Origin of the sequence: Ochrobactrum sp. BTU2 (genome assembly GCF_024539785.1) — a bacterium.
GTDB lineage: Bacteria > Pseudomonadota > Alphaproteobacteria > Rhizobiales > Rhizobiaceae > Brucella > Brucella anthropi.
In genome coordinates this window covers 88,641-111,119 of the sequence record NZ_JAHWRG010000001.1, presented here as the reverse complement: position 1 = coordinate 111,119, position 22,479 = coordinate 88,641, and the positions used below count along the sequence as shown (strand labels likewise).

The following is a 22,479-nucleotide window of genomic DNA, read 5'->3' as shown; positions in this document are numbered from 1 at the left end:
CAGCTTTGGTGCGTTATTATTCGATCAGAACGGGAAGTCCTTGTAGTTGGATTTGTCCGCATCGACCCAGGCCTGCCCCTGGATGATGATGCCCTTGCCCGGTCCCTTGATAACAGTCATTTTCTCGTAACCCGGTACACCAAGGTCGATACCATCCTTGATCTCCTCGCCCTTCAGAACGAGATCGGAGACCTTGTTCATGACATAGCCAGCGTCTTTCGGATCCCAGAAGAAGATCTGGTCGACGGCGCCGCTTTCCAGATATGGGCCGGTATCTTTTGGCAGACCGAGACCGTACACACATGTCTTGTCTTGAAGACCGGCCTCCTCGACAGCGCGGCCAATCCCGATCACATCGATGGCAGAGGATCCCTGAAAGCCCTTGATATCCGGATATTTGCGGAGAATCTCCTTGGCTTTTTCATAGGCGCGGTTGGCATCGTTGAACGACTCGTTCTTTTCCGCCACCAGCTCCATGTCCGGATATTGCTTGGCGTTTTCTGCACCAGCATCAACCCACTGATTGTGAGTCAGGCTGCCCAGTGATCCAACGAAAGAAGTCCACTTACCGGACTTACCCATGCATTCAGCAAGCTTTTCGTTGATGCGTGCGCCGAAAGCCTTGTTGTCGAAGGCTTCGATATCGACGTCCGTATTGACCAGACTATCGCCTTCATGGGTGATGACCTTGATACCACGCTGCGAAGCGCGGCGCAGTACACCTTCAAGCGCTGATGGGTCCATAGGCACGATCGCAATCGCTGAGACGTTCTTGGCGACGAGATCTTCGATAATACGGGTCTGCTGGGCGGCATCCGCTTTTGCGGGTCCGACCTGGCTGGTGCTCACGTTGGGATTATCTTTGCCAAAAGCATCAACCCCTTCGTTCATACGGGTAAACCAGTTTTCGCCGGTAACCTTGACCACTGTCACGATGGTGGGCTTGTCTTGGGCAAATGCCGCCCCTGCCACGACTGTACTGGCAAGCATTGTGCCAGCTATTAGTTTGGAAAACATGCTCATATGACTCCTCCATGAATATAAGCAGATTGTTTCTTTAGGTGTTTGCCAGCATCCTTCATCTCGAAGTTGCCGGCTTTGTTTCTATTGTCGTTTTGGTCGTAACCAGTAACCCAAGTGCACGCGTGCCGATGCGAGCAACGCGAGAAGCAGAACACCCCAAGCGAGGTCGCGGAAGAAATTCGAAATGTTCATGAAGTTAAACAGGCTTGAGAGAATCTGCAGCGCGGTTGCAGCCAGCAACACACAGATGACCTTGCCATATCCACCTTCCGGCTTGACGCCGCCAAGAACGGCGATGAGGATAGCAATCAGCACATAAGACCCACCGTAATCCCACTTTACGGACGAGTTGCGTGCCGCGATGATAATTCCCGCAACGGACGCGAGCAGGCCGCACAGCGTATAGGTGATGAGGAGCATGCGTTTCTCATTGATGCCACCGTAGCGCGCTGCCTTGGCGTTGCTTCCGAGCAGCATGAGTTTCACGCCGAAAGGCGTATATTTCAGCAGAAATGAAAGCGCCGCAGCGATAACCAGAAATAGCGCGAAACACATGGGAATGCCGAGAATGGGCATGTTGCCGAAATTATCCAGCGGCTCGATGTAACCCATGCTGACGGCTGAACCGTTAGTGAGATAGACGGCTATGCCGGTAAAAAGAAGCTGTGTTCCAAGCGTAGCGATCAACGGAGTCAGGCGTGCATAGGCTATTACAACCCCATTGATAATGCCGCCAACCAGCCCGACAACGAGCGCTAGACCAGCGAATACCCATGAAAACAGCAAAGGCGCATCAGCAGCCGGAATGTAGTGGCGTGTCAGTAAGAACGCGATAATGCCAGCGAGATTTGCTAGCGCTATGCCGGACAGATCGATCCCGCCATTGCCGGAAATCATCGCCAGCATAACCCCCAGCGCAAGAAGTCCCAACTCCGGGACCTGTGAAGCCATCGACTGCAGATTATAACTGTCCATGAAATTGGAGCCGGCCAGAAAGCCGCCCGCTGCCAGAACAGCAACATTGATCAACGCCAGAAATAGCGTCTGTCGATCCAGGCTATTCGATGACACGTCCATCCTCCCGCTATCGAAGCACCTCTTTGATCATCAAACCCTGCCGCCTCCAGACAGTCTTATGACTTGAAGATCAAACTCACTTTTGACATTTGTCAGTCACTTTTGTCTCTTGTCAATATATTTCCCCCATTCAACGAGATCCTCTAAAAATGGAGCTGCAGGCTGAAACAGCCGAGCACATAGCAACACGCTCTGTCGAAGCCTAACAAGCGCGCAGAACTGCGCTAACAAATTGAATAGAAACGATCATTCATGCCTCCCAGTCCTTAGCCCGGTTATCAAAGGCCAGCGTTTCTCCCCTTTTTTTTACTTTCATACCGCATGGGTTGACATTTGTCGATCATTTATCGAATATTGTCAAAATGGCGACGGCGCTAACTGTTGCCAACGGAGGAACTGCATTGGAATTTCTGCTGGAAGTAGAAGGACTCAAGAAGTCCTTTGGTGGCGTTGCCGCCTTACGGGATGGACGGCTGAAGTTGCGAGCTGGTTCAGTTCACGCACTGTGCGGCGGAAACGGTGCAGGCAAATCCACTTTCCTGAAGATATTGATGGGGATTTATACCCGCGACGACGGTCACATCCGGCGACGTGGAAAAGACGTTGTTTATTCCAGTCCCGCTGAAGCGCTTCAGGCCGGAATCGCCATTATCGAGCAGGAATTAAGTCCGGTTCCGCATATGACTGTCGCTGAGAATATCTATCTCGGTCGCGAGCCGCTCCGTCGCTTCGGCGGAATCGACTTCAAGACGATGAACCGAAATGCTCAGAAACTTCTAGATCAGCTCGAATTCAAGATCCGTGCCAACCAGTTCATGATGAACCTGTCTGTTGCCCAGGTTCAACTCGTCGAGATCGCCAAGGCGCTCAGCCACAATGCGGAAGTCATTTTTATGGACGAGCCGACTTCGGCCATCGGCGAAAAAGAAGCGCAACATCTCTTTGCCGCGATAGAGCGCCTGAAAGCGAGCGGAAAAGGTATCGTCTATGTCTCGCATCGCCTGTCGGAAATTTTCCAGATCGCCGATACCTATACTGTGTTTCGCGACGGCAGCTATATAGATAGCGGCAATCTCGATGGCATTACCCGTGCCGAATTGATCCGGATGATCGTCGGACGGGAGCTGGGCGACGAATATATCAAGACCAATACACCAACTGAAATACCAGGCATTGAGGTCTCCGGCCTTAGCGCGCCCGGCAAGATAACCGACATCTCCTTTACAGCACATAAGGGCGAGATTTTCGGCATTTACGGATTGATGGGGTCTGGCCGATCAGAAATATTCAACTGTCTTTTCGGGCTGGATGAAGCCTCCCAGGGTGCAATCAGACTTGAGAGTAAACCCGTCACCATCCGGCGCCCCTCCGATGCCATGGCTTTGGGACTGGCCTTTGTGACAGAAGATCGCAAGCTGACCGGCCTTAACCTTGATGACAGCGTTCGCAACAATATCTGCCTTGCCAGTCTTCCCGAGATGAGTCCGCATTTTGCAATGAACCAGCGTGAGGAAACATCCGCCAGCAGAGACATGATCGAACGGTTCAGGATCAAGGTCGCGCGCGATACGATGCCCGTTTCCGGCCTTTCGGGAGGCAATCAGCAGAAGGTCGTTCTGGGAAAATGGTTCCTGAGAAAACCACGCGTTCTGCTGCTTGATGAACCCACACGCGGCGTCGATGTCGGCGCGAAACAGGAAATTTATCGCATCATCTGTGAATTTGCCGCTGAAGGCGGGACCGTCATCATGGTCTCTTCCGAGATTGATGAAGTTCTTGGCATGTCCGATCGCATCATGGTCATGCGCAGCGGACAGTCGGCAGGCATTTTTCGCAGGGAGGAAACGGACGCGCAGTCGCTGGTGCATCTTTCGACATGAAAGCCGCCCCAAAAGCACCGTGTTTCGTTCTAGAGAGGTAGAACAGTGTCCACCACAGAAAACAATTCATCGACGAGCTGGTTTGGCTCCGAACGTCGCAGACTGGTCATCCAGGAATATGGCATATTCATCGCCTTTCTGCTCCTGGTTACGATCCTCTCATTCTCCAACCAGTATTTCCTGACAGCAGGCAATATCTCCAACGTCCTGCTACAGACCTCGATCAACGGCATTCTCGCCATTGGCATGACCTTCGTCATTCTGACGCGTGGCATTGACCTCTCCGTTGGCTCGGTGGTGGCATTGGCCGGTATTGTCAGCGCCAGCTTTGCAACCACGTCGGCGACTGCGGGTGTTGCAGGCGCTCCCTATTCGCCATTTATAGCCATTCCCGTTGGTCTCTTGGTGGGCGTTGGCTGCGGCGCGCTCGTCGGCACGATTGTCTCGCGCTTCGCGGTTCCAGCCTTTGTCGCGACATTGGGCATGCTTTCCGCTGCGCGCGGCCTGACGCTCATCTATGGCGGTGGCAAGCCGGTGCCTGCTCTCATCCCGGATTTCCGCTGGATCGGAACCGGAAACATACTGGGTATTCCGGTTCCGGTTATTTTGCTCGCCGTCGTCTTTCTGGCATCGTGGTGGATCCTCAACCGTTCACGGTTCGGGCGCTATATCTATGCTGTCGGCGGCAATCCCCATGCTGCCAATACATCGGGCATCAATATTTCCCGGGTGCGTTTTTCGGTCTACGTCATCTCTGGCGGCCTTGCAGGTCTTGCAGGCATGATCCTGTCAGCTCGCACCGGCTCCGCCCTCCCGCAGGCCGGTATCAGCTATGAACTCGACGCCATCGCGGCGGTCGTCATTGGCGGCACCAGCTTGTCCGGCGGCGTCGGCCGCATCACCGGAACGCTCATCGGCGCACTCATCATTGGTGTCATGAACAATGGCCTCGATCTGATGGGCATCCAGTCCTACTACCAGCAGGTTCTGAAAGGCGCCTTGATCGTCGGCGCAGTCATGCTTGACCAGAAGCGCAACCAAAATGCGTGATCTACCCTGACTTGTAACAACAAACGTGCCGCCCGAACGGGGCCAATTATCAAAGGAGGAGAATGAAATGAAGAAACTTCTCATTGCGCTTGCCGCAGCATCTGCACTGATGGTGACACCATCTCTGGCGCAGGACAAGAAACTCAAGATCGGCGCTGCACCATACGGGCTCAATGCTGAATTCATGCAGGTCTGGTCTGAAGCGCTGAAAAAACACCCTGCCGTGGAGAGCGGAGAAGTCGACCTGACCATCTTCGACGGACGTTACGACGCTCTCGTGCAACAGGAACAATTCAACACGATGATCACGCAGAAATTCGATGCGATCATCTTCGTTCCTATTGACATCGAAGCTGGTGCTACCGCCGTTCAGGCAGCCAATGATGCAGGCATTCCGGTTGTTGGCTCGAACACCCGCGTCAACTCCGAGCTGCTTGCCGCCTATGTCGGCTCCGACGATACGGTTTCGGGCTATATGGAAGCCAAGAACGTTCTCGACAAGATCGGCTGCAAAGGCAATGTCGTCATTCTGGAAGGCCCGATCGGGCAGTCCGCACAGATTTCCCGTCTGGAAGGTAACAAGAAGGCTCTTGCCGAATGCCCGGACGTGAAAGTTCTCGAAGACCAAACCGCAAACTGGTCTCGCGCTGAGGCCCAGACACTAATGGAGAACTGGCTGACGGCTCATCCCGGCCAGATCAACGGCGTGATCGGTCAAAACGATGAAATGGCACTGGGTGCAATCGAAGCGATCAAAGCCGCCAATCTCAAAGTGGGCGATTTTTCCATTGCCGGTATCGATGGCATTACCGATGCACTGCGTGCTGTCAAGGAAGGCACGATGACCTCCATCCTGCAGGACGCGAACGCTCAGGCGCAAGGCGCCCTCGACCTCGCGATCTTCCACGCCAAGAAGGGCGACTACAAACCTCAGTCCGATATCTGGGCCCAATATCCCGATATGCCTTTCAACGACGGCAAGGGCAAGGACTACAATGTTCCATGGACGCCGGTGACGGCTGAGAACGTCGACAAGCTCCTGGAAAGCCGCAAGTAAAATTGTCTGGGCGGCCCGGCACACCCTCTCATGAAAAGTGTCATGAACGCGCCGGGCCATCAGGCTCACAATCCAGAACTCCGAGGCAAAAATGTCCGATCAAGCTCCCCAAATTGACCTGAACTTTCCGCTCACCGGAAAAATTGCCATCGTGACCGGAGGCGCTTCCGGCATTGGTGCTGCAATTTCCAAAGCTTTCATTGCCAAAGGAGCTAAAGTTGCTGTGCTGGACATTAGTGCCGACATAGCGAAAGCCAAAGCCGAGGAGCTTGGCGAAAACGCAAAGCCCTTCGTTTGCGATGTTTCCAACCAGCAATCGGTCAACGATGCGATCGCCAGCGTTATCGAACAATTCGGTGTTATCGATATTGCGGTCAACAGCGCCGGCGTGGTCTATCTGGCCCCGGCGGAAGATATATCGCTCGACTATTGGGACAAGACGATCAACATCAATCTCAAGGGAAGCTTTCTTGTCACTCAGGCCGTTGGTCGCACCATGATTGCGGCAGGCAAGGGTGGCAAGATTATCAATCTGGCTTCCCAGGCCGGAACCGTGGCCATTGAAGAGCATGTCGCCTATTGCGCGTCTAAGTTCGGCGTCATTGGCATGTCGAAGACATTTGCCGCCGAATGGGGCAAATATGGCATCTGCGTCAACACGCTTTCCCCGACCATCGTCCTCACCGAACTTGGCAAGAAAGCATGGGCTGGCGAAAAAGGTGAGGCCGCAAAGAAACGCATTCCGATTGGGCGCTTCGCATATCCGGAAGAAATCGCCGCCGCTGCAGTCTTCTTTGCCTCAGCTGGAGCAGACATGATTACGGGCGCCGATCTTCTGGTCGATGGCGGCTATACCATTCTTTGAGCCCGGCGCTCATTCACCTTATAGGAGATACCATGCAGCGCTTCATCAACAATCCGGACGAAGTCGTTGAGGATACTGTAAAGGGCTTTGTCAAAGCTCATTCCGACATCGTTCGACTTGCAGAAAACCCGCGTGTCATTGTCGCCAGAAACGCCCCGATCGCTGGCAAGGTCGGTGTCGTCACCGGCGGCGGTTCCGGTCACGAACCGGCATTCATCGGTTATACCGGCAAGAACATGCTTGACGCTGTAGCGGTCGGTGAACTGTTTTCCTCCCCCACTGCCAAGAGCTTCCATGACGCAATCCGCGAAGCTAATGGCGGCAAAGGTGTTGTCGTACTTTACGGTAATTATGCCGGTGACAACATGAACGTGAAGATGGCCACGAAACTTGCCGCCAAAGACGGTATAGAAGTTGCCACTGTTGTCGCTAATGACGATGTCTGCTCAGCCCCGGTCGATGAACGTGAAAAACGTCGCGGCGTCGCTGGCGAGATATTCATGTGGAAGGTTGGCGGTGCAAAAGCGGCAACCGGAGCCACGCTCGAAGAGGTTCGCGCAACAGCTCAGAAGGCCATCGACAACTGCCGCTCAATCGGTGTTGGTCTCGGCCCATGCACATTGCCCGCAGTCGGACATCCGAATTTCGAGATTGCGCCGGGTACAATGGAAGTCGGTATTGGTCATCATGGCGAACCGGGCGTGCGGGTTGAGCCGCTTAAGTCTGCTGCCGAGGTAGCAAAAGACATGTGCCAGATCGTGCTTGACGATCATGCACTGGCAGAAGGTACCGAAGTCGCCGTTCTCATTTCAGGTCTCGGTGCAACACCGCTCAACGAACTTTATATTCTGAATGATACGATTGAGTCGGAAATTACCAAACGCGGCCTGAAAATCCATCGCACCTATATCGGCAACTACTTCACGTCACTTGAAATGGTAGGAGCAACGCTGACAGTCATGGCGCTGGACAGCGAGCTGAAGGAATTGCTCGATGTCGAAGTGCAGTGCACCATCATTCTGTAAGGAAGAGACCTGTGCAAACACTTAATAACGCAACAGCCGGAGACATTGTACTCGCAATGGCCGACCGGATTGTCGAAAATCGCGCCTATCTCAGTGAAATTGATGGGAAAATCGGCGACGGGGATCACGGCGTCAACATGGCCAAGGGCTTCAACATGGCTGCTGAACGCCTGAAGGGAAAGAATGAAGCGCTGGCTGCTTCCCTCGATACGCTCGGCACGGTGCTCATGACCGAGATCGGCGGTTCGATGGGGCCACTTTATGGTGTTATGTTCACCGAATTTGCAGAAAAAATCGATGGGATCGACAATATCGATGCCGCTGCTTTCAGCCGTATGCTTCATGCCGGACTGGAGGGCATTCAGTCCATCGGTTCTGCCAAGGTTGGTGACAAAACCTTGCTGGATACGCTTGTGCCAGCGGTCGAAGCCTTCGATGAAGCCACTGCTACCGGAAAAACCTTTGCCGAGGCACTCGAAGCTCTGGTTGCTGCCGCTGAGAAAGGCCGCGACTCCACAATTGATCTGGTGGCGAAAATCGGTCGCGCCAGCCGTCTTGGCGAGCGATCACTGGGCGTACTGGATGCCGGAGCGACCTCATGTGCGATCATCCTTAAAGAGCTTTCCAATGGTGCGCGGGAACGATTGCAGTAATACGAGCATCTGCATTCAAATAGATTTGGCGCACTGTCGCGAAACCGGGCCGATCCGTTCTCCGACAGACTGAATCCGGTAGGAAACAAACAAAAACATTGTATTGCAGGGCAAGCCGGCAGATAGAAGGAAAAACCACGGGAATTAGTGCAAACAAGATGGCGTCAAACGGAAAAACAACCGCAAGCAAAATCGGACAGCTGGTCCCGACTGATGGCATTCCACTGCGATATGGCGACGATCCTTACGTCTGGGCTTGCTGGCTTTACTATGAAGATGGACGCACGCAAGGCGAAATCGCCGAAATCATGGGAATTTCGCGAGCCACGGTGAACAGCTATTTGGCAGATGCACGTAGCCGTGGCATCGTCAATATCTCGATCGAACCCGCACGCCTCAGTTCTCTTGCAATCGCGCAGGAACTCAAGCGTCATTTCGGTTTGAATGACTGTCTGGTGGTGCCCAATGACGACGGTGCACAGACTCTTATTGACCGGCTCGGGACAGCCGCAGCGCAGGCCATCGCCAAGCTTCTGAAATCGGGAGACATACTTGCTGTAGCCTGGGGACGAACAGTTCTCGCGATCGCCGAAAATACTCGCATATCCAACCTGCAGGACGTAACCGTCGTACAGGCGACAGGCGGAACGCGCGCCAGTTTTGCTTACACCCCCGAACTATGCGCGGCCGCCATGGCCCGGGCAACAAATGCACACCTCGTCAACATCACCGCGCCTGCCATCGTATCCAGTCCCGATGTAAAAGCGGCGATTATCGGAGAACCGATTATTGCGGAGCAATTTCAGGCGCTCAATCATGCGAACAAGGCACTGTTCGGCATTTCTTCGCTACGACCAAATTCGACAATTCACACCAGCGGCTTTTTTGAGAGCGTCTCTATACAGGATTATCTCACCAAGAATGCCGTCGGCGTCGTGGCTGGACGCTTCATCGATTCTTATGGGCAGCCCGTGTCCGGACCACTTGACGACAGGACCATCGGTATCACGCTCGACATGCTGCAAAACATCGACACGCGTATCGCCGTTGCGGGTGGCTTCGACAAGGTACCGGCAATTCTTGCAGCGTTGCGAGGCGGCTATGTCAATATTCTGATTACTGATGCTGCGACAGGGCGCGGCATTCTCAATGCGGACGGCGTGACAGAAATCGACAGCAAGCTTTCCCAGAAGCTGCGTGCAGAACCAACAGTCAATGTGTCCAGCCATTATCGTACGCATATCAAGAAATTTCTGAACAGCCCAGACGATGTCGTCGAGGAGATGCTTGACGGTGTTATCAAAGCGCACCGATCCTATCTTGCTCCGATCAAGGAATCGAAACGTGCACTCGTCGCACGTCAGGGTCCGCGCCAGGGAAAAGTTGGCCTGGTGATTGGCGGTGGGTCGGGACATGAACCCTGCTTTCTGGGTTATGTCGGCAAAGGTCTTGCCGATGCTGTAGCTATCGGCAATGTCTTTTCTTCCCCTCCGCCGGCCCCAATCCTTGAATGTGCCAAGGCGGCCTCCGGCGGAGAAGGCGTACTCTTCGTGTACGGTAATTATGTCGGAGACGTCATGAACTTCGAGATGGCTGCCGAAATGGCGCAAGAAGTTGCTATTCCGACGCGCACCGTTCTGACGACAGACGACATATCCTCTTCCCCCATAGAGGATCGCGATGGCCGTCGCGGTGTCGCAGGTAACTTCTTCATTTTCAAGGTGGCAGGTGCAGCCTGTGATCGGGGCATGTCGCTTGAGGCGTGCGAGGCGGTAACACGCAAGGCCAATCGGCGTACCTATACGATGGGTGTCGCGTTGGAGCCCTGCTCTTTGCCTCAGACGCGACGCCACAATTTTGAAATCGGTGCCGAGGAAATGGAAATCGGCATGGGTATTCATGGCGAACGGGGCGTTATCCGCGAAAAAATGATGCCAGCCGACGCTATTGTTGATCACATCATGGATCGGATTTTCAGTGAGATGAATGCGTCACCCGGAGACAGGGTGGCAGTGCTCGTAAATTCGTTCGGTTCAACGCCACTCATGGAACTGTACATCCTGTTCAGACGTGTCGAACAACGCTTAAGTGCTAAACAAATAACAATCGAAGCCAACTGGATCGGCCATTACTGTACATCGTTGGACATGAATGGAGCATCCATATCCATCATGCATCTCGATCAGGAATTGTCCGGCCTCCTATCACACCCTTGCGATACGGCTTTTCTTCGGATCAACTGACTAATGCCGCCGCCGGCGGATCATGAATTCCAGATCATCTGGGAGGTAAAAATGCAGGAAGCTGCAGCGCGTCGTCTTAGCCGAATGTTTCAGCTCATCGCCTTTTCCATGCAGGCGGAGAAAGAGCGACTTTCCGATCTCGACGGAGCTATCGGCGACGCGGATCACGGTATCACGATGGCTCTCGGCTTTTCAGCGGTGAATAGTGCGCTCGCAAAAATGGATCTCGAGAAAGCACTGCCCTCCGATATTTTCACTACTGCAGCATCCGCTTTTCTCGATGCCGTGGGTGCATCAACCGGACCACTTTATGCGACAGCATTCCGTCATGCATCAAAAGCGCTTAAATCACATGAAGCCCTCGATACTGAGGGACAAGCCATCATCGTAGAGGCGGTGACACGTGGCATTCAGGAACGCGGAAAGGGCCAACGCGGCGATAAAACCATGTTGGATGCATGGATACCCGCGATGGAGGTAGCCATCGACGCGCGAACACACAGTCTGGCCAGCCAGGAAATGTGGAGCAAAATTCTCGAAGTCGCCGAAAAAGGTACGGATTCAACCCGCTCAATGGTCGCTACGCGGGGTCGAGCTGCCCGGCTGGGCGAGCGCTCGCTTGGGCATGTCGATCCCGGTGCGGCTTCCGCAATCATCATCCTGCGTGCAATGCGCGATAGCTTCACGGAAGCCAACTGACATCTTACCTACACCGCTTTCTATCAGGGATCGGACGCTTTCGATTACAACGCAACCACGTCACGAACGGGATGCGGTCAAACGTCGAATTCGAAAAGCAGAAACACTAATCGCAGGTGTCTACAAAACTGGGGCTTTTCAGTCTGAGCTAATGTTATATGCCATGTTAAGGGCAATTATCATGGCATCAAGCACTACGTCTGAATCGCTGACTTTATTGATTGTCGGGTTGAACTTAGAGATAGCGACGCGGATTGGCTGCGAGATAGAACGTATTGATCAGCGTGTTGATATCGAACACCGGCAAACCGGATTCAGCAGCCACATAGGACGAAAACGGGCACATATTGGTGCATTCAAACAGAATAGCGCCCGGATTTTCACAGCTTGCCATGAACTCCCGCGTCATTTCCAACATCTCTTCCTTCAGCACTTCCGTGTCAAGATAATCGCGGCCTTCAATATAGGTCTGCGGAAATTCAGCATTCTGCTTCATCCCCTGCACCTGCACGGGGATTACATCGGACGACCAGCCAACGCCTTTGAAATGTGCATCATTCATATGATGCGCGCGCTCGGTAAAGACGCCGATGACTTTGCCAGGAGCCAGCATTGCATGGATGATCGGCGCCTGCATCAAGGATGAAGTGAAGACCGGAATGTTGACCGCTGCTGCGATATCCTTTTGAAACGGCCCAAGAAAGCCACAGCTCGTGGTGATGGCGCGCACGCCTTCCGCTTCCAGTTCACGAGCAGCATCAATAAAGGGTTCGATGAGTTTTGGATCAGGATTGTTGCCCATAATGCGTGTGGCATGAGCACCTTTTACTGTCTTGTAACGCACAGGAAAATCATAGGACAGCGCATTGCCGATATCGCCAGCAGGACGAGGAAAAATCGTGTCCAGCATCAGAACGCCGATCTGCTGGCCATAATTGGTGTAGCCACCTTTTAGCATCATAGTTTCATTCCTTTGAATTCAGGATAATTAGCAGCCGAAGCGTGCGGGCGAGAAGGCGCGAGCGCTTTCGGAAGGTAAGTTGTTGATTTCATCGAGCACCATATCGGCGGTCTTGGGCGCAGCGGCGATCCCGATATGACCGTGACCGAAGGCGGCAACGATCCCCTGATGGTGCGTGAGTTTGCCTATCACCGGAACGCCATCTGCAGGCGATGGCCGGTGCCCCATCCAGAGTTTGAGATTCTGCAGATCCTGCTTTGCCAGGTCGGGATAGCTCGCCAATGCGTGCTTGAGCAGCACCTCCGAGCGTCGCCAGTCGGGCGCTTTCTCCACAGTTGCCAGCTCCACCTGACCGGATAGACGCAAACCCATATTGGTCGGCGTATTGCCCATCCGCCCGGTGCTCGGCATGATCGGGATATCAAAGGGAAGCTCGGCCATCGGCAAGGTTACATGATAGCCGCGCTCGCTTTGCATGGGCACATGCATGCCGAGATCGTGCATGATACGCCCGGAATGAATACCCGCTGCCAGCACGATGTGATCGGCGGCAATACTCTCATCATTATCGAGCACAATACGCGGCGAAACACCGGTGAGAACTCTCACGACATTTCTTCGGATGAAGCGAACACCGGCTTTTTCAGCCTGCGCTGCGATACCTGCAACATAACCTCCGGTATCAAGACAATGCGCACCTTCCGTCACATGAATGGCAAAACGATAGTTACTCCCAAGAGCAGGAATACGTTCGCGCAGCTCCGCTTCCTGCCATTCGTCGAACAGAATGCCGTTATCACGGCGCAACTGCCAGCTAAGCGCTTCAGCTTCAAAGGCTGCACGATCAGGATAGGCGTAAAGCAGGCCTTTCTGCACGATGAGATGTTCCTGCCCGGTCTTGCTGGCCAGCTCAAGGTGGCGTTTCGGTCCATCATTAAGCAACCAGTTGAGCTTAGCCGCAGTTTTTGTCACCCGCGATTTTGTGGCGCCAGCAAGCAGGAAACGCAGAAGCCATGGTGTCAGCCTAGGCACCGATTTCCAGTCAAGGGTCAGTGGCCCGTTGCGATCAAGCAGAAATCCGGGGACCTGTCGCCACAGGCCCGGCATACTCATTGGAATAATCGAGGCGGGACTGATCCAGCCACCGTTGCCATAGCTTGCACTTTGCTCGCCACCCGGTTCTGAGCCGTCGCACAGCGTTACTTTCAGACCGGCTTCAGCGAGCCGCAAGGCGGTGGTGGAGCCGATAATGCCAGCCCCAACGACAATAACATTGCCTGTCATGACATTTATCCGTTCTGCGCGCGCATTTATGCGAGACCGCCATGGAAATGACTCAGAAACTCTCGGGTTGCAGCTTCGCGCGGCTCATTGATCACTTGACGAGCATCGCCGGTTTCAACGACGTAACCGTCCTGCATGAAGATGACCTTGTCGGCGACATCACGGGCGAAAGCCATTTCATGGGTCACAAGGATCATCGTCATGCCCTGCTCGGCCAGTTGCCGGATGACCGCCAGAACTTCACCGACCAGTGCCGGATCGAGAGCCGATGTAGCCTCGTCAAACAGCATCACATCGGGGCGCATTGCGAGCGCTCTCGCAATCGCCACACGCTGCTTCTGACCGCCTGAGAGCTGCTCTGGTCTGGCATCTGCACGGGCGGCAAGCCCAACCTTTTCCAGCAGTTCCATGGCCAGCTCGCGGGCAGCCTTTTTGTCCTGTTTGAGAACAGTGACCGGCCCGATCATAACGTTATCGAGAACGCTCATATGCGGAAACAGATTGAAGTTCTGGAACACCATGCCGGTATTGGCACGGAACGCCGCGAGATATTTGTCCTTGAGAGACACGCTCCCGGACGAGAAGTCTATTTTCTGCTCACCAATTGCGATGTAACCGGCATCAGGCAATGAAAGCAGATTGAGACTGCGCAGCAGTGTCGACTTTCCGGAACCGCTTGGCCCGATAAGCCCTACCACCTGCCCGCGCTCGACTGTGAGGCTGATATTGCGCAGCACCTCGATTTCGCCGAATGACTTTTTCAGCCCGCGTACTTCGATCATCGGTTCAGCGCTCATGGCTTATCTCCACAATGACGGTTCGCTCGATACGGTTCATCATTTCAGCCTGCCTTCCAGTCCATGAGCGAGCCGTGTCAGAGGGAAGAGAACGGCGAGATAAAGCACTGCAATCAGAGTGTAGGTTTCAAGCGGGCGATAGGTTGCCGAGGTGACGAGCTGGCCCTGATAAAGAAGGTCAGGCACAGCAAGAACCGATAAAAGCGATGTGTTTTTGAGCTGAAGCACGGACTGGTTGACCAGCGGCGGCACCATGCGGCGCAGTGCCTGTGGCAGAATGATCTTGCCCATGAGCTGGCCGCGGCGCATGCCGATTGCACGCCCTGCATCCCACTGCCCCGCATCAATGGAAACGATGCCGCCACGGATGATTTCTGCATAAAAGGCCGCGCCATAGAAGGTAAGCGTAATGAAAGCCGCCATGGCCGGCGAAATTTCAAATCCGATCAGCATCGGGAGTGCGTAGTAGCACCAGACCAGCTGCACCAGCACCGGCGTACAACGAAATATCTCAACGACCGTCATGATGGGGACGGTTATGATCTTGTTGCCGGAAAGCCTGCCGAGAGCAAAAACCGTTCCAACAAGAATGCCGGAAATCACAGTGATAACCGTGAAACCAACGGTGTAGCCAAGGCCCTGAAGGAATAATCCCCGATACTGCCAAAGTCCGGAAAAGTCCCATTGATAGTCCATTAATTCACTCTTTCTGACATCCCGGCAACGGCACGGGAAGACGTTGAGCTGAACAGCCAATGTCCAAGCGACAGAACATCGAATACCGGCAAGCCACAGGCTTTTGCGACGGCTTGAGCAAATGGCGGCATGTTCGTGCATTCAAGAACAACAGCACCAAGGTCGGGTTCGCGCGACTTCAACTCTCGCGTCGCATGTAGTATTTCAGCTTCAAGCGCAGCGCGATCATAAGTTCCACTGCCTTCAATCAGTTCACGAAAGGCCCCACCGTCTGGCATGCCAATCCGCGGCGTCCTGATGTCGGCGCCACAAGCAGCGAAGATCGCATCATCAAGGCTCGCTTCGTCATAGGTGATTACTCCCACTTTGCGCCGCGAGCCAACCAATGTGCTGACCATCGGCAACTGAAGCAGGCTGGAAGTGGCAATTGGCACCGAAAGCTTTGCACTCAGCGCGCTTTGGTGGCGTGCCATGAAACCACAAGATGTCACCAACGCGCTGCAGCCTTCAGCGATCAAGGCTTCACCAGCAATGACGAAGTCTTCGATCAACCCGGCGCCACCCTGACGAATAATCTTATCCGGCGATGCTCCGCTGACCTTCTTGAACCTTACCGGCATCTTCCATGATGCCGGATTGCCGACATCTCCAGGCGGACGCGGAAAGCCGGTGTCAAGCATGATGACACCGAGTGATCCTTTCTGATGCTGCATGATGGTTGACGCGTCAGAACTTCAAAGTTGGCGGCAGGTCAGATGGCTGCACGCCAACAAGCGACAGGCTGCTGACAATCCATTCATTGACCTTGCCTTCCTCGCGGCGCTTTTTAAGCCAAACATCAACGTAGTCGCGGAATTCGCCCTTTTCGTCTTTGCGCACACCAATCGTCGTTGGCTGGCTATCCAGCGGCTCTGGAACAAAAACCTTAAATTTGTTGCCAAGCTTGTGCGCCGTCACCACGGACATCAGAGCAACCTGCACAATCACATCTGCCCGGCCAGACTGTAGTGCGATAACTGTTTCATCCGCTCCCTTGAGTGCAACAAGCGTACAATTGGGCAAGGTTTTGCGGGCGAAAAGATCCTGTGTGGAACCGAGATCAACCGTGACGCGGATTTCCGGCTTGTTCAATTCTTCCCAATTTTTGACCTCGCGGTCCTTGCCGGTGATGACGGTAAAGACGTTATCCATCATGGCTTCGGTGAAATCGACGGATTTCGCGCGCTCAGGATTGTTGCTGAGGGCAAACATGATGTCGATTTTGCCGCCCTGAAGGTCCATGACGGAATTACCCCAGGTGGTTTCGACCATTTCGAGCGGAACACCAATATATTCCGCCAAGTCCCTGCCCATGGAAACGCAGAAGCCGTCCCATTCGCCGGTAGCGAGATTTTTCTGATAATAAGGCGGTGTACCATTGAACACACCTATACGCAGGGCACCCCGGTCCTTGATGGATTTCAGTGTTGCGCCGTCTTCGACAGCCCACGAAAAGCCGGGAGCAAGCATGACCGCTGCGCTACCCAAAAGCGTTGTCTGGATAAACTTACGTCTATTCATTGTTGTTTCCCTCTTTTTGAATCGAGCATTCCGTCGAATATTATTGGGCGCTTGAATGCGCCAGACTGCTTTCTCTATTAAACTTATTGGAAAGTACCACCGAGTAACTGACGTTCTCGATTCCTTCGATTTGTGCCAGCTCCTCGATGAGTGCTTCCAGATCTTCGAGAAATCCGACATGAACCCGGCACAATATGTTGGCCGGGCCACTAATAGCATCAGCGGTCAGGATTTCCGGATAGGCATGCAACGTTGCAAATAGACGCTGCACAATGCGTTGCGAGGCTGTGATAAACAAATAGGCGGAAATGCTGTTGTTGTCCTTTGCCCGGCGAACGATAGCCCGATATCCCAATATGACGCCGCGACGCTCCAGACGGCCTATCCGCTCCTGAACACTTGATCGGGCAAGACCCACGCGACGCGCCAGTTCACTCGCCGGGAGACGTGCGTTTTCCTCCAGGATACTGACCAGATTTCGGTCGATACTATCACCGTAGTCCATCGTGTTCCCTTATGTTTATTTTTAATGAGAATGCGGCGCTTTCTCATCAAATAAAAGCATTGAAAATTGGATTAAGCATGACTTAAACTCATGATGAAATTCAGAGGTATCCAATGCGCCGCTTTCTTCCATCCCTTTCGGCTCTGCACGCTTTCGATGCTTCGGTACGCTATCTGAGCTTCACGCGCGCATCGGAAAATCTTGGGATGACGCAAAGTGGCGTCAGCCGCCAGATACAAAATCTTGAATCTTTTCTTGGGCTTAAACTGTTTGAACGCGCTGGACCGCGGCTGGTTCTGACCGAAGAGGGGCAGAGCTATTACGAGGAAGTTTCGCGCATTCTGGCAAAGCTTGAAGAAGTGTCGATGGATGCAGTCCGTGGATATAAAACGCAAAGCCTGCTCAAAGTGGGCTTGCCGCCGACACTGATGCGGAAATGGGCGCCGGGTATTATCAGCACCTTTGCGAGATCTCATCCGCAAATCTGGTTTGAGGTGTTTCCCTGCTCCCACGATCTCGACTGGGGGAAGTCCGATCTCGATCTTGCCGTACTGCGCGGCATCGGCAATTGGGCCAATGTGCGTAGCCATTTGCTTTTCGATGAAGAGCTCGTCGTGATCGGATCGCCTGACATTGTGCCCAAAAACGGACTGTCCGGAGATGTCGAATTGCTCGATTTCCCACTGATCCAGAACTCAAACAGACCCAGCCTGTGGCTGCATTGGCTGCGCGGCGCGGGTATCCATTACAACAAGCGTATCTTTGGTCCGCGTCTGCCAACGCATGACGTTATTATCGAATGTGCTGTTGCAGGTATGGGGCTCGCCATCGCGCCCAGAATTTTTGTACAGGAAGAATTGCGTTCCGGAAAACTCAAACTGGCACTTGAGCGCGTGCAGACATCTGGCGAGAGCTATTTTCTTTGCTCAGCGCAGGCGCGTCAGGGTTCGAAAAATGTCCGTCTGTTCCGCGATTGGTTTATCACTGAAGCAAAACGCCACAAGCATTCTCTGCCTGTGGCGCCGTAAATTACGGTGTTCAAAAACGGCTTAGATGTAGGAGCGTTCAACCGGTTTCAGATTGAGCGGGTCTTCACCGCGCTTTAAAAGCCATGAATAGACCGGCGGCACACGGTCAGCGATCGATTCAACATGAATATCGACAAAGCAAGGACCATCCTTCCACGCGAAAGCTTCCGCCAAGGCTATATCAACCTCATCGGCAGTTTTTGCCGTCCATGCTTTCAGGCCATAAGCTTCGGCGATTGCCTGACCTTTGGGGGCAAGAAAATCGACGCCAAAACATTGATTGTGCCCCTTCAACCTGTGCAAACCTTTGATCCAGCCAAATGTCGCGTTGTTGAACAGGATCAGAATGGCCGGCACCTGCAAACGAACAAGCGTTTCAAGCTCGCCTACCGTCATGCCGAAAGACCCATCGCCAAACAATCCAATGGGACGCTTGTCCGGATCGGCACGCCATGCACCCACTGTGGCTGGAAGTGCTGATCCAAGACCACCAAAAGCACGCGGAATAGCAAACCGTGTTTCCTGATCGTTGATCTTCAAGAAACGTGTCATATAGGGCGTTGGTGTACCTGCGTCAGAGTAAATCAGGGCTGGCTGTCCCGATTGACTCAATGCATCATTGAAGGAACGCACAACCCGTTCAGGACGCAAAGGCACACGCTCGTCATTCAAAGCTTCCTCAGCATGTTCCCAGAATATGCGCCTGCGAGCATTCAATTCCTCGATCCAGCCATCGTGCTTTTTCGGTTCAATCGTCAGCTCGATCTGCAGTAATTCTTCAAGAACCAGCAATGCATCGCCCTGAATGGAGAGCAAGTTCTCATAGTTGTTGGCCATGATTTCAGGCGAAATATCGATCTGTGCAAGGCGCCGATTAAGCGTGATCTTGGGGAAGGTCCAGCCAATCGTCACGACAGAGCCGATGCGTGAGCCGACAAAAAGGGTAAAATCAGAATGTTCCAAAGCCCAATTGGCATGGGGATGATAACCATTGTCGCCGATCACCCCGATGGCCAGACGATGATCATCATCAATCGCGCCCTGCCCCGTCATCGTTGTGCACATTGGAATGTTGTATTTCTCGGCCAGCCTCGAAATCTGATCGCCCGCTCTGGCACGATTGACGCCGCCACCGGCAACGATCAAAGGTCGTTCCGCCTTTGCAATCAGTTCGAGCAGTTCATGTAGCTTCTGTTTTGGCGGCAGTGTCGGGAAAGCCGGGAAGGTTTTGCACTCTTCCTCAATGTGCAGTGAAATGCGCGCGGGATCGACCTCAGCGAGAAGCATGTCCTCGGGGATCTGGAGATGCACCGCACCCGGTTTACCGGAACAAGCGACGCGAAACGCGCGACGGATGATTTCCGGCAATTTCTCCGCTGACTTCACCTGAACGGACAGCTTGGTCACGGGCTCAAACAGTTTGGCGCAATCAAGCTCGGTGAGAACACCACGCCCTTCTCCCGGCAAAGGAATATCGATGGTCAAAAGGATAACAGGTATCGATGATCCATTCGATTCAGCGACAGGTGGCAGCGAATACATAGCACCCGCACCTGACGGACACTCGAAAACACCGGGCTTATTGGAAAAACGGCCATAGGCATCCGCCATATAACCGGCAGAGCGTTCATCCCGCGCCATAACATGGCGGATTTCACCTTCACGTTGCTGGAGCGCTTCATAAAAAGGCACGTTGGTATCGCCCGGCACCCCGAAGATTGTCTCCACGCCATAGCCAATCAACATTTGGACCAAAATATCCGCGCCGCGCATTCCACAACTCCTTCAGAAACTGACGGCCGAGAATAGACGCTATCATTTTCGGGCTGAACCATCGGATCGACGGCCGTAGCATATCAATGCCGACGAAACGCAGGTGTGGGGCGGCATGATCGCAAAAAGCGCACTAATTTTGATGCGACCGGACCTGAATCATGAAACTTATGAGTGTTTTAGACGCCGGCTGTCGTAGAACACAGCTTCTGTAGTGATTTGTCTGTTGGCTGATTTACGTTGCTTCTCAACTAGAACTAAACACGTTTTTGTGGCAAGCAAGAATCCAGAGGAGATAAAGTCCACCCAATAGTCCGGTCGTAAGACCAATCGGCATTTTGATGCCGAATGGCACATGCTGGCTTAACAAGTCAGCGCCGACCAGAAGGGTAGCTCCCATGAGCGCGCCCGATATCAGTGGGACATTCGAACTCGCTGTCAGACGCCGGGCCAGTTGTGGCGCTGCCAGAGCGACGAAGGCAATCGGTCCGGCGGATGCGGTAGCAACAGATGTCAGGGTGACCGCGACCAACACCATTGTCAGACGCGTACGCTCCGGCTGGATGCCGAGCTGGCATGCTGCATCATCGCCCATTTCCAGCAGATTGACAGATTTGGCGTAGTAAAGTGCCAACGGCATGGTTACCGCGAATCCGGCCATCGCCGGGACAGCATGTGCCCAGCTTCTTGTATTGAGTGACCCCGATAGCCAGAGTTGGGCCGACGCGGCCTGGTCCAGATCGCCCGCGACCAGCAGTACAGTATTGATGCCCGAAAGAATGGCCCCCACGCCAATTCCGACAAGGATGAGCCGATAGCCACCGGTTCGTCGCCCTTTGACAGCCAACATAAACACAAGAACTGCCGCCGCCATTCCACTTGCAACGGCTGAAAGCGCTGTTTCAAGCGGACCGGCATTGAACAATATGATCTGTGCAATTGCGCCAGTTGCTGCGCCTGTCGTAAAGCCGATCACATCGGGTGATCCAAGGGCATTGCGCGAGATTGATTGGAAGATCGAGCCCGCCATGCCGAGTGAAGCCCCCACAAACAAGGCCGTGACAAGGCGAGGCAAACGTACGCGCTGGATTATGCGGTCGGCGGTCGCATTGTCGCTTCCACCAAGAAGACTCGAGACGACCTGGGAACAGCTGAATGACATTGTACCTGTTGTGATATGGAAAACCGCAAGCAGCAGGATGGCTGCAAGCAAGAGGCAGCAGATCATCAATGGGCGCGATTTCCAGCGAACAGAAACAGGACCTATTCGCAACATATTCATTGAACTGCTCATAGTTTCGTCAGCCGGAATTTGCGTACGACAAAGATGAAGAATGGCCCGCCGATCAACATGGAGACAATCCCGGCTGCAACTTCCGAAGGTGCTGCAATCAGCCTGCCGATAATGTCAGCGCCTAGCAGCAGGATGGACGCCAGCAAAGCGGAATATGGCAGTATCCAACGATAGTCCGGGCCAGTGATGGTCCGGGCCAAATGAGGAGCAACCAGTCCGACGAACGCGATGGGGCCAGCTCCAGCAGTGGCGGAACCTGCCAGAAGCATTACGGAAAGACAGGCCAAAAGCCAGGTTACATGCAGGTTGACGCCCAGCGCAGCACCAAAATCCCTGCCCAGCGCCATTGCATTCAGGTTACCGGCGATCGACATCGCCACTGCAAGCCCTGCGATGACTGCCGGAGCCAGAATGGCGACGACATCAAGGCCGCGCCCCTCAACTGAGCCTGCGGCCCAGTGACGAAACTGATCAAGGACAGCGAGCGGTGCATTGATGACAACAATGCCCGTGACCGATGCAAGCACAACCGACAATCCGGCTCCGGCCAGCACCAGTTGCACGGGATTGTTCGCTTTGCCGTGGGCGTCTCCGAGAATGAAGACGGCAATTCCTGCAAGACCAGCGCCCGCAAATCCGAACCAGACATATTGCGCCATTGTCGTCAGGTTAAAGGTCACGATCCCCAGAATGACAGCGACGGCTGCACCTGCATTGATCCCCAGCAGTCCCGGTTCGGCGAGCGGATTGCGCGTCACAGCCTGCATGATAGCGCCAGCGGTTCCAAGAGCCATCCCTGCAATGATTGCAACGATGGTGCGCGGGATACGCAGTTCGCGAATGACAAGATGTTCGTTGTTCGAAAAATCAGGCTGCCATAGCGCATGGATGGTCTCGCTAAGGGCGATTGACCGGGAGCCCAGAGCAAGGCTGCAAAGCGCCATTGCGATCAAAACGACGGCGGCAACAATAAGGCCCCGAACACGCCTCTTCTGCAATGGCATGACAA

Annotated in this window: 21 protein-coding genes; 9 read left to right on the top strand and 12 right to left on the bottom strand. The window is 53.9% G+C overall.

Features of this window, described 5'->3' with window-relative positions:
- Positions 1–24: 24 nt before the first annotated feature.
- Together KWJ32_RS00560 and KWJ32_RS00555 are read right to left on the bottom strand one after the other, a co-directional pair.
- A complete protein-coding gene (locus KWJ32_RS00560; RefSeq protein ID WP_012093395.1) occupies positions 25–1,023 on the bottom strand; it encodes an autoinducer 2 ABC transporter substrate-binding protein in 999 nt (332 codons plus the stop codon).
- An 81-nt stretch (positions 1,024–1,104) separates the two neighbouring features.
- Positions 1,105–2,100 carry an ABC transporter permease gene (locus KWJ32_RS00555; RefSeq protein WP_036563508.1) on the bottom strand — a complete coding sequence of 332 codons (996 nt, stop codon included), beginning with the start codon at positions 2,098–2,100 and terminating at the stop codon, positions 1,105–1,107.
- A 401-nt stretch (positions 2,101–2,501) separates the two neighbouring features.
- On the opposite strand from KWJ32_RS00555, the gene KWJ32_RS00550 reads away from it, so the two are divergent.
- The 8 genes from KWJ32_RS00550 to dhaL (KWJ32_RS00515) all read left to right on the top strand — a co-directional run bounded on the left by KWJ32_RS00550 (position 2,502) and on the right by dhaL (KWJ32_RS00515) (position 11,572).
- On the top strand, positions 2,502–3,980 hold the full coding sequence (locus KWJ32_RS00550; RefSeq protein WP_151691144.1) for a sugar ABC transporter ATP-binding protein: 1,479 nt from the start codon (positions 2,502–2,504) through the stop codon (positions 3,978–3,980).
- A 45-nt stretch (positions 3,981–4,025) separates the two neighbouring features.
- Positions 4,026–5,030, top strand: a complete 1,005-nt coding sequence (locus KWJ32_RS00545) for a sugar ABC transporter permease (protein ID WP_010659246.1) — start codon at positions 4,026–4,028, stop codon at positions 5,028–5,030.
- A gap of 67 nt (positions 5,031–5,097) precedes the next feature.
- Positions 5,098–6,087: a substrate-binding domain-containing protein gene (locus tag KWJ32_RS00540; protein WP_151691145.1), complete on the top strand. Its 990-nt coding sequence runs from the start codon at positions 5,098–5,100 to the stop codon at positions 6,085–6,087.
- A 91-nt stretch (positions 6,088–6,178) separates the two neighbouring features.
- Entirely contained in the window at positions 6,179–6,952 is a 774-nt protein-coding gene (locus KWJ32_RS00535; protein ID WP_151691146.1) for an SDR family oxidoreductase, read from the top strand.
- A gap of 32 nt (positions 6,953–6,984) precedes the next feature.
- A complete protein-coding gene (locus tag KWJ32_RS00530; RefSeq protein ID WP_012093399.1) occupies positions 6,985–7,977 on the top strand; it encodes a dihydroxyacetone kinase subunit DhaK in 993 nt (330 codons plus the stop codon).
- 11 nt (positions 7,978–7,988) lie between these two features.
- Positions 7,989–8,630 (top strand): dihydroxyacetone kinase subunit DhaL, encoded by a 642-nt coding sequence (gene dhaL / locus KWJ32_RS00525; protein WP_012093400.1) that lies wholly within the window; start codon positions 7,989–7,991, stop codon positions 8,628–8,630.
- Between the two features lie 158 nt (positions 8,631–8,788).
- A complete protein-coding gene (locus tag KWJ32_RS00520; RefSeq protein WP_151691147.1) occupies positions 8,789–10,873 on the top strand; it encodes a bifunctional sugar-binding transcriptional regulator/dihydroxyacetone kinase subunit DhaK in 2,085 nt (694 codons plus the stop codon).
- Positions 10,874–10,924: 51 nt separating this feature from the next.
- A complete protein-coding gene (gene dhaL / locus KWJ32_RS00515) occupies positions 10,925–11,572 on the top strand; it encodes a dihydroxyacetone kinase subunit DhaL (RefSeq protein WP_012093402.1) in 648 nt (215 codons plus the stop codon).
- A gap of 235 nt (positions 11,573–11,807) precedes the next feature.
- Here dhaL (KWJ32_RS00515) and KWJ32_RS00510 read toward each other — a convergent pair whose 3' ends face one another.
- From KWJ32_RS00510 to KWJ32_RS00480, 7 genes are read right to left on the bottom strand one after another with little or no spacing between them, the layout of a single operon-like run.
- Positions 11,808–12,533 carry an aspartate/glutamate racemase family protein gene (locus KWJ32_RS00510; RefSeq protein WP_114048056.1) on the bottom strand — a complete coding sequence of 242 codons (726 nt, stop codon included), beginning with the start codon at positions 12,531–12,533 and terminating at the stop codon, positions 11,808–11,810.
- A 27-nt stretch (positions 12,534–12,560) separates the two neighbouring features.
- The gene (locus KWJ32_RS00505) at positions 12,561–13,817 is read right to left on the bottom strand and encodes an FAD-dependent oxidoreductase (protein ID WP_114048057.1); all 1,257 of its coding nucleotides are present in this window, start codon (positions 13,815–13,817) and stop codon (positions 12,561–12,563) included.
- A gap of 26 nt (positions 13,818–13,843) precedes the next feature.
- Positions 13,844–14,614 (bottom strand): amino acid ABC transporter ATP-binding protein, encoded by a 771-nt coding sequence (locus KWJ32_RS00500; RefSeq protein WP_114048058.1) that lies wholly within the window; start codon positions 14,612–14,614, stop codon positions 13,844–13,846.
- A gap of 39 nt (positions 14,615–14,653) precedes the next feature.
- Positions 14,654–15,310 (bottom strand): amino acid ABC transporter permease, encoded by a 657-nt coding sequence (locus tag KWJ32_RS00495; protein ID WP_010659256.1) that lies wholly within the window; start codon positions 15,308–15,310, stop codon positions 14,654–14,656.
- Positions 15,310–16,023 (bottom strand): aspartate/glutamate racemase family protein, encoded by a 714-nt coding sequence (locus tag KWJ32_RS00490; RefSeq protein WP_151691148.1) that lies wholly within the window; start codon positions 16,021–16,023, stop codon positions 15,310–15,312. The genes KWJ32_RS00495 and KWJ32_RS00490 overlap by 1 nt, the downstream gene beginning before the upstream one ends.
- 13 nt (positions 16,024–16,036) lie before the next feature.
- Positions 16,037–16,870 (bottom strand): transporter substrate-binding domain-containing protein, encoded by an 834-nt coding sequence (locus KWJ32_RS00485; protein WP_012093408.1) that lies wholly within the window; start codon positions 16,868–16,870, stop codon positions 16,037–16,039.
- Positions 16,871–16,910: 40 nt separating this feature from the next.
- Positions 16,911–17,375, bottom strand: a complete 465-nt coding sequence (locus KWJ32_RS00480) for an Lrp/AsnC family transcriptional regulator (protein ID WP_012093409.1) — start codon at positions 17,373–17,375, stop codon at positions 16,911–16,913.
- Positions 17,376–17,488: 113 nt separating this feature from the next.
- Here KWJ32_RS00480 and KWJ32_RS00475 point away from each other — a divergent pair, with 113 nt between their 5' ends.
- Positions 17,489–18,403, top strand: a complete 915-nt coding sequence (locus KWJ32_RS00475) for a LysR substrate-binding domain-containing protein (protein ID WP_012093410.1) — start codon at positions 17,489–17,491, stop codon at positions 18,401–18,403.
- 21 nt (positions 18,404–18,424) lie between these two features.
- On the opposite strand, the gene KWJ32_RS00470 is transcribed toward KWJ32_RS00475, so the two are convergent.
- The 3 genes from KWJ32_RS00470 to KWJ32_RS00460 all read right to left on the bottom strand — a co-directional run bounded on the left by KWJ32_RS00470 (position 18,425) and on the right by KWJ32_RS00460 (position 22,474).
- Positions 18,425–20,176 (bottom strand): thiamine pyrophosphate-binding protein, encoded by a 1,752-nt coding sequence (locus tag KWJ32_RS00470; protein ID WP_012093411.1) that lies wholly within the window; start codon positions 20,174–20,176, stop codon positions 18,425–18,427.
- Positions 20,177–20,423: 247 nt separating this feature from the next.
- Positions 20,424–21,404, bottom strand: a complete 981-nt coding sequence (locus KWJ32_RS00465; RefSeq protein ID WP_115179326.1) for an iron chelate uptake ABC transporter family permease subunit — start codon at positions 21,402–21,404, stop codon at positions 20,424–20,426.
- A gap of 62 nt (positions 21,405–21,466) precedes the next feature.
- Positions 21,467–22,474 (bottom strand): iron ABC transporter permease, encoded by a 1,008-nt coding sequence (locus KWJ32_RS00460; protein ID WP_012093413.1) that lies wholly within the window; start codon positions 22,472–22,474, stop codon positions 21,467–21,469.
- Positions 22,475–22,479 lie beyond the last annotated feature (5 nt).

Bases quoted from the DNA above. Each gene is read 5' to 3' on its own strand.
- KWJ32_RS00500 (WP_114048058.1), bottom strand. From the start codon at position 14,614: ATGAGCGCTGAACCGATGATCGAAGTACGCGGGCTGAAAAAGTCATTC.
- KWJ32_RS00520 (WP_151691147.1), top strand. From the start codon at position 8,789: ATGGCGTCAAACGGAAAAACAACCGCAAGCAAAATCGGACAGCTGGTC.
- KWJ32_RS00485 (WP_012093408.1), bottom strand. From the start codon at position 16,870: ATGAATAGACGTAAGTTTATCCAGACAACGCTTTTGGGTAGCGCAGCG.
- KWJ32_RS00555 (WP_036563508.1), bottom strand. From the start codon at position 2,100: ATGGACGTGTCATCGAATAGCCTGGATCGACAGACGCTATTTCTGGCG.
- KWJ32_RS00495 (WP_010659256.1), bottom strand. From the start codon at position 15,310: ATGGACTATCAATGGGACTTTTCCGGACTTTGGCAGTATCGGGGATTA.
- KWJ32_RS00490 (WP_151691148.1), bottom strand. From the start codon at position 16,023: ATGCAGCATCAGAAAGGATCACTCGGTGTCATCATGCTTGACACCGGC.
- KWJ32_RS00530 (WP_012093399.1), top strand. From the start codon at position 6,985: ATGCAGCGCTTCATCAACAATCCGGACGAAGTCGTTGAGGATACTGTA.
- KWJ32_RS00505 (WP_114048057.1), bottom strand. From the start codon at position 13,817: ATGACAGGCAATGTTATTGTCGTTGGGGCTGGCATTATCGGCTCCACC.
- KWJ32_RS00470 (WP_012093411.1), bottom strand. From the start codon at position 20,176: ATGCGCGGCGCGGATATTTTGGTCCAAATGTTGATTGGCTATGGCGTG.
- KWJ32_RS00475 (WP_012093410.1), top strand. From the start codon at position 17,489: ATGCGCCGCTTTCTTCCATCCCTTTCGGCTCTGCACGCTTTCGATGCT.
- dhaL (WP_012093402.1), top strand. From the start codon at position 10,925: ATGCAGGAAGCTGCAGCGCGTCGTCTTAGCCGAATGTTTCAGCTCATC.
- KWJ32_RS00535 (WP_151691146.1), top strand. From the start codon at position 6,179: ATGTCCGATCAAGCTCCCCAAATTGACCTGAACTTTCCGCTCACCGGA.
- KWJ32_RS00460 (WP_012093413.1), bottom strand. From the start codon at position 22,474: ATGCCATTGCAGAAGAGGCGTGTTCGGGGCCTTATTGTTGCCGCCGTC.
- KWJ32_RS00560 (WP_012093395.1), bottom strand. From the start codon at position 1,023: ATGAGCATGTTTTCCAAACTAATAGCTGGCACAATGCTTGCCAGTACA.
- KWJ32_RS00465 (WP_115179326.1), bottom strand. From the start codon at position 21,404: ATGATCTGCTGCCTCTTGCTTGCAGCCATCCTGCTGCTTGCGGTTTTC.
- KWJ32_RS00510 (WP_114048056.1), bottom strand. From the start codon at position 12,533: ATGATGCTAAAAGGTGGCTACACCAATTATGGCCAGCAGATCGGCGTT.
- KWJ32_RS00540 (WP_151691145.1), top strand. From the start codon at position 5,098: ATGAAGAAACTTCTCATTGCGCTTGCCGCAGCATCTGCACTGATGGTG.
- KWJ32_RS00480 (WP_012093409.1), bottom strand. From the start codon at position 17,375: ATGGACTACGGTGATAGTATCGACCGAAATCTGGTCAGTATCCTGGAG.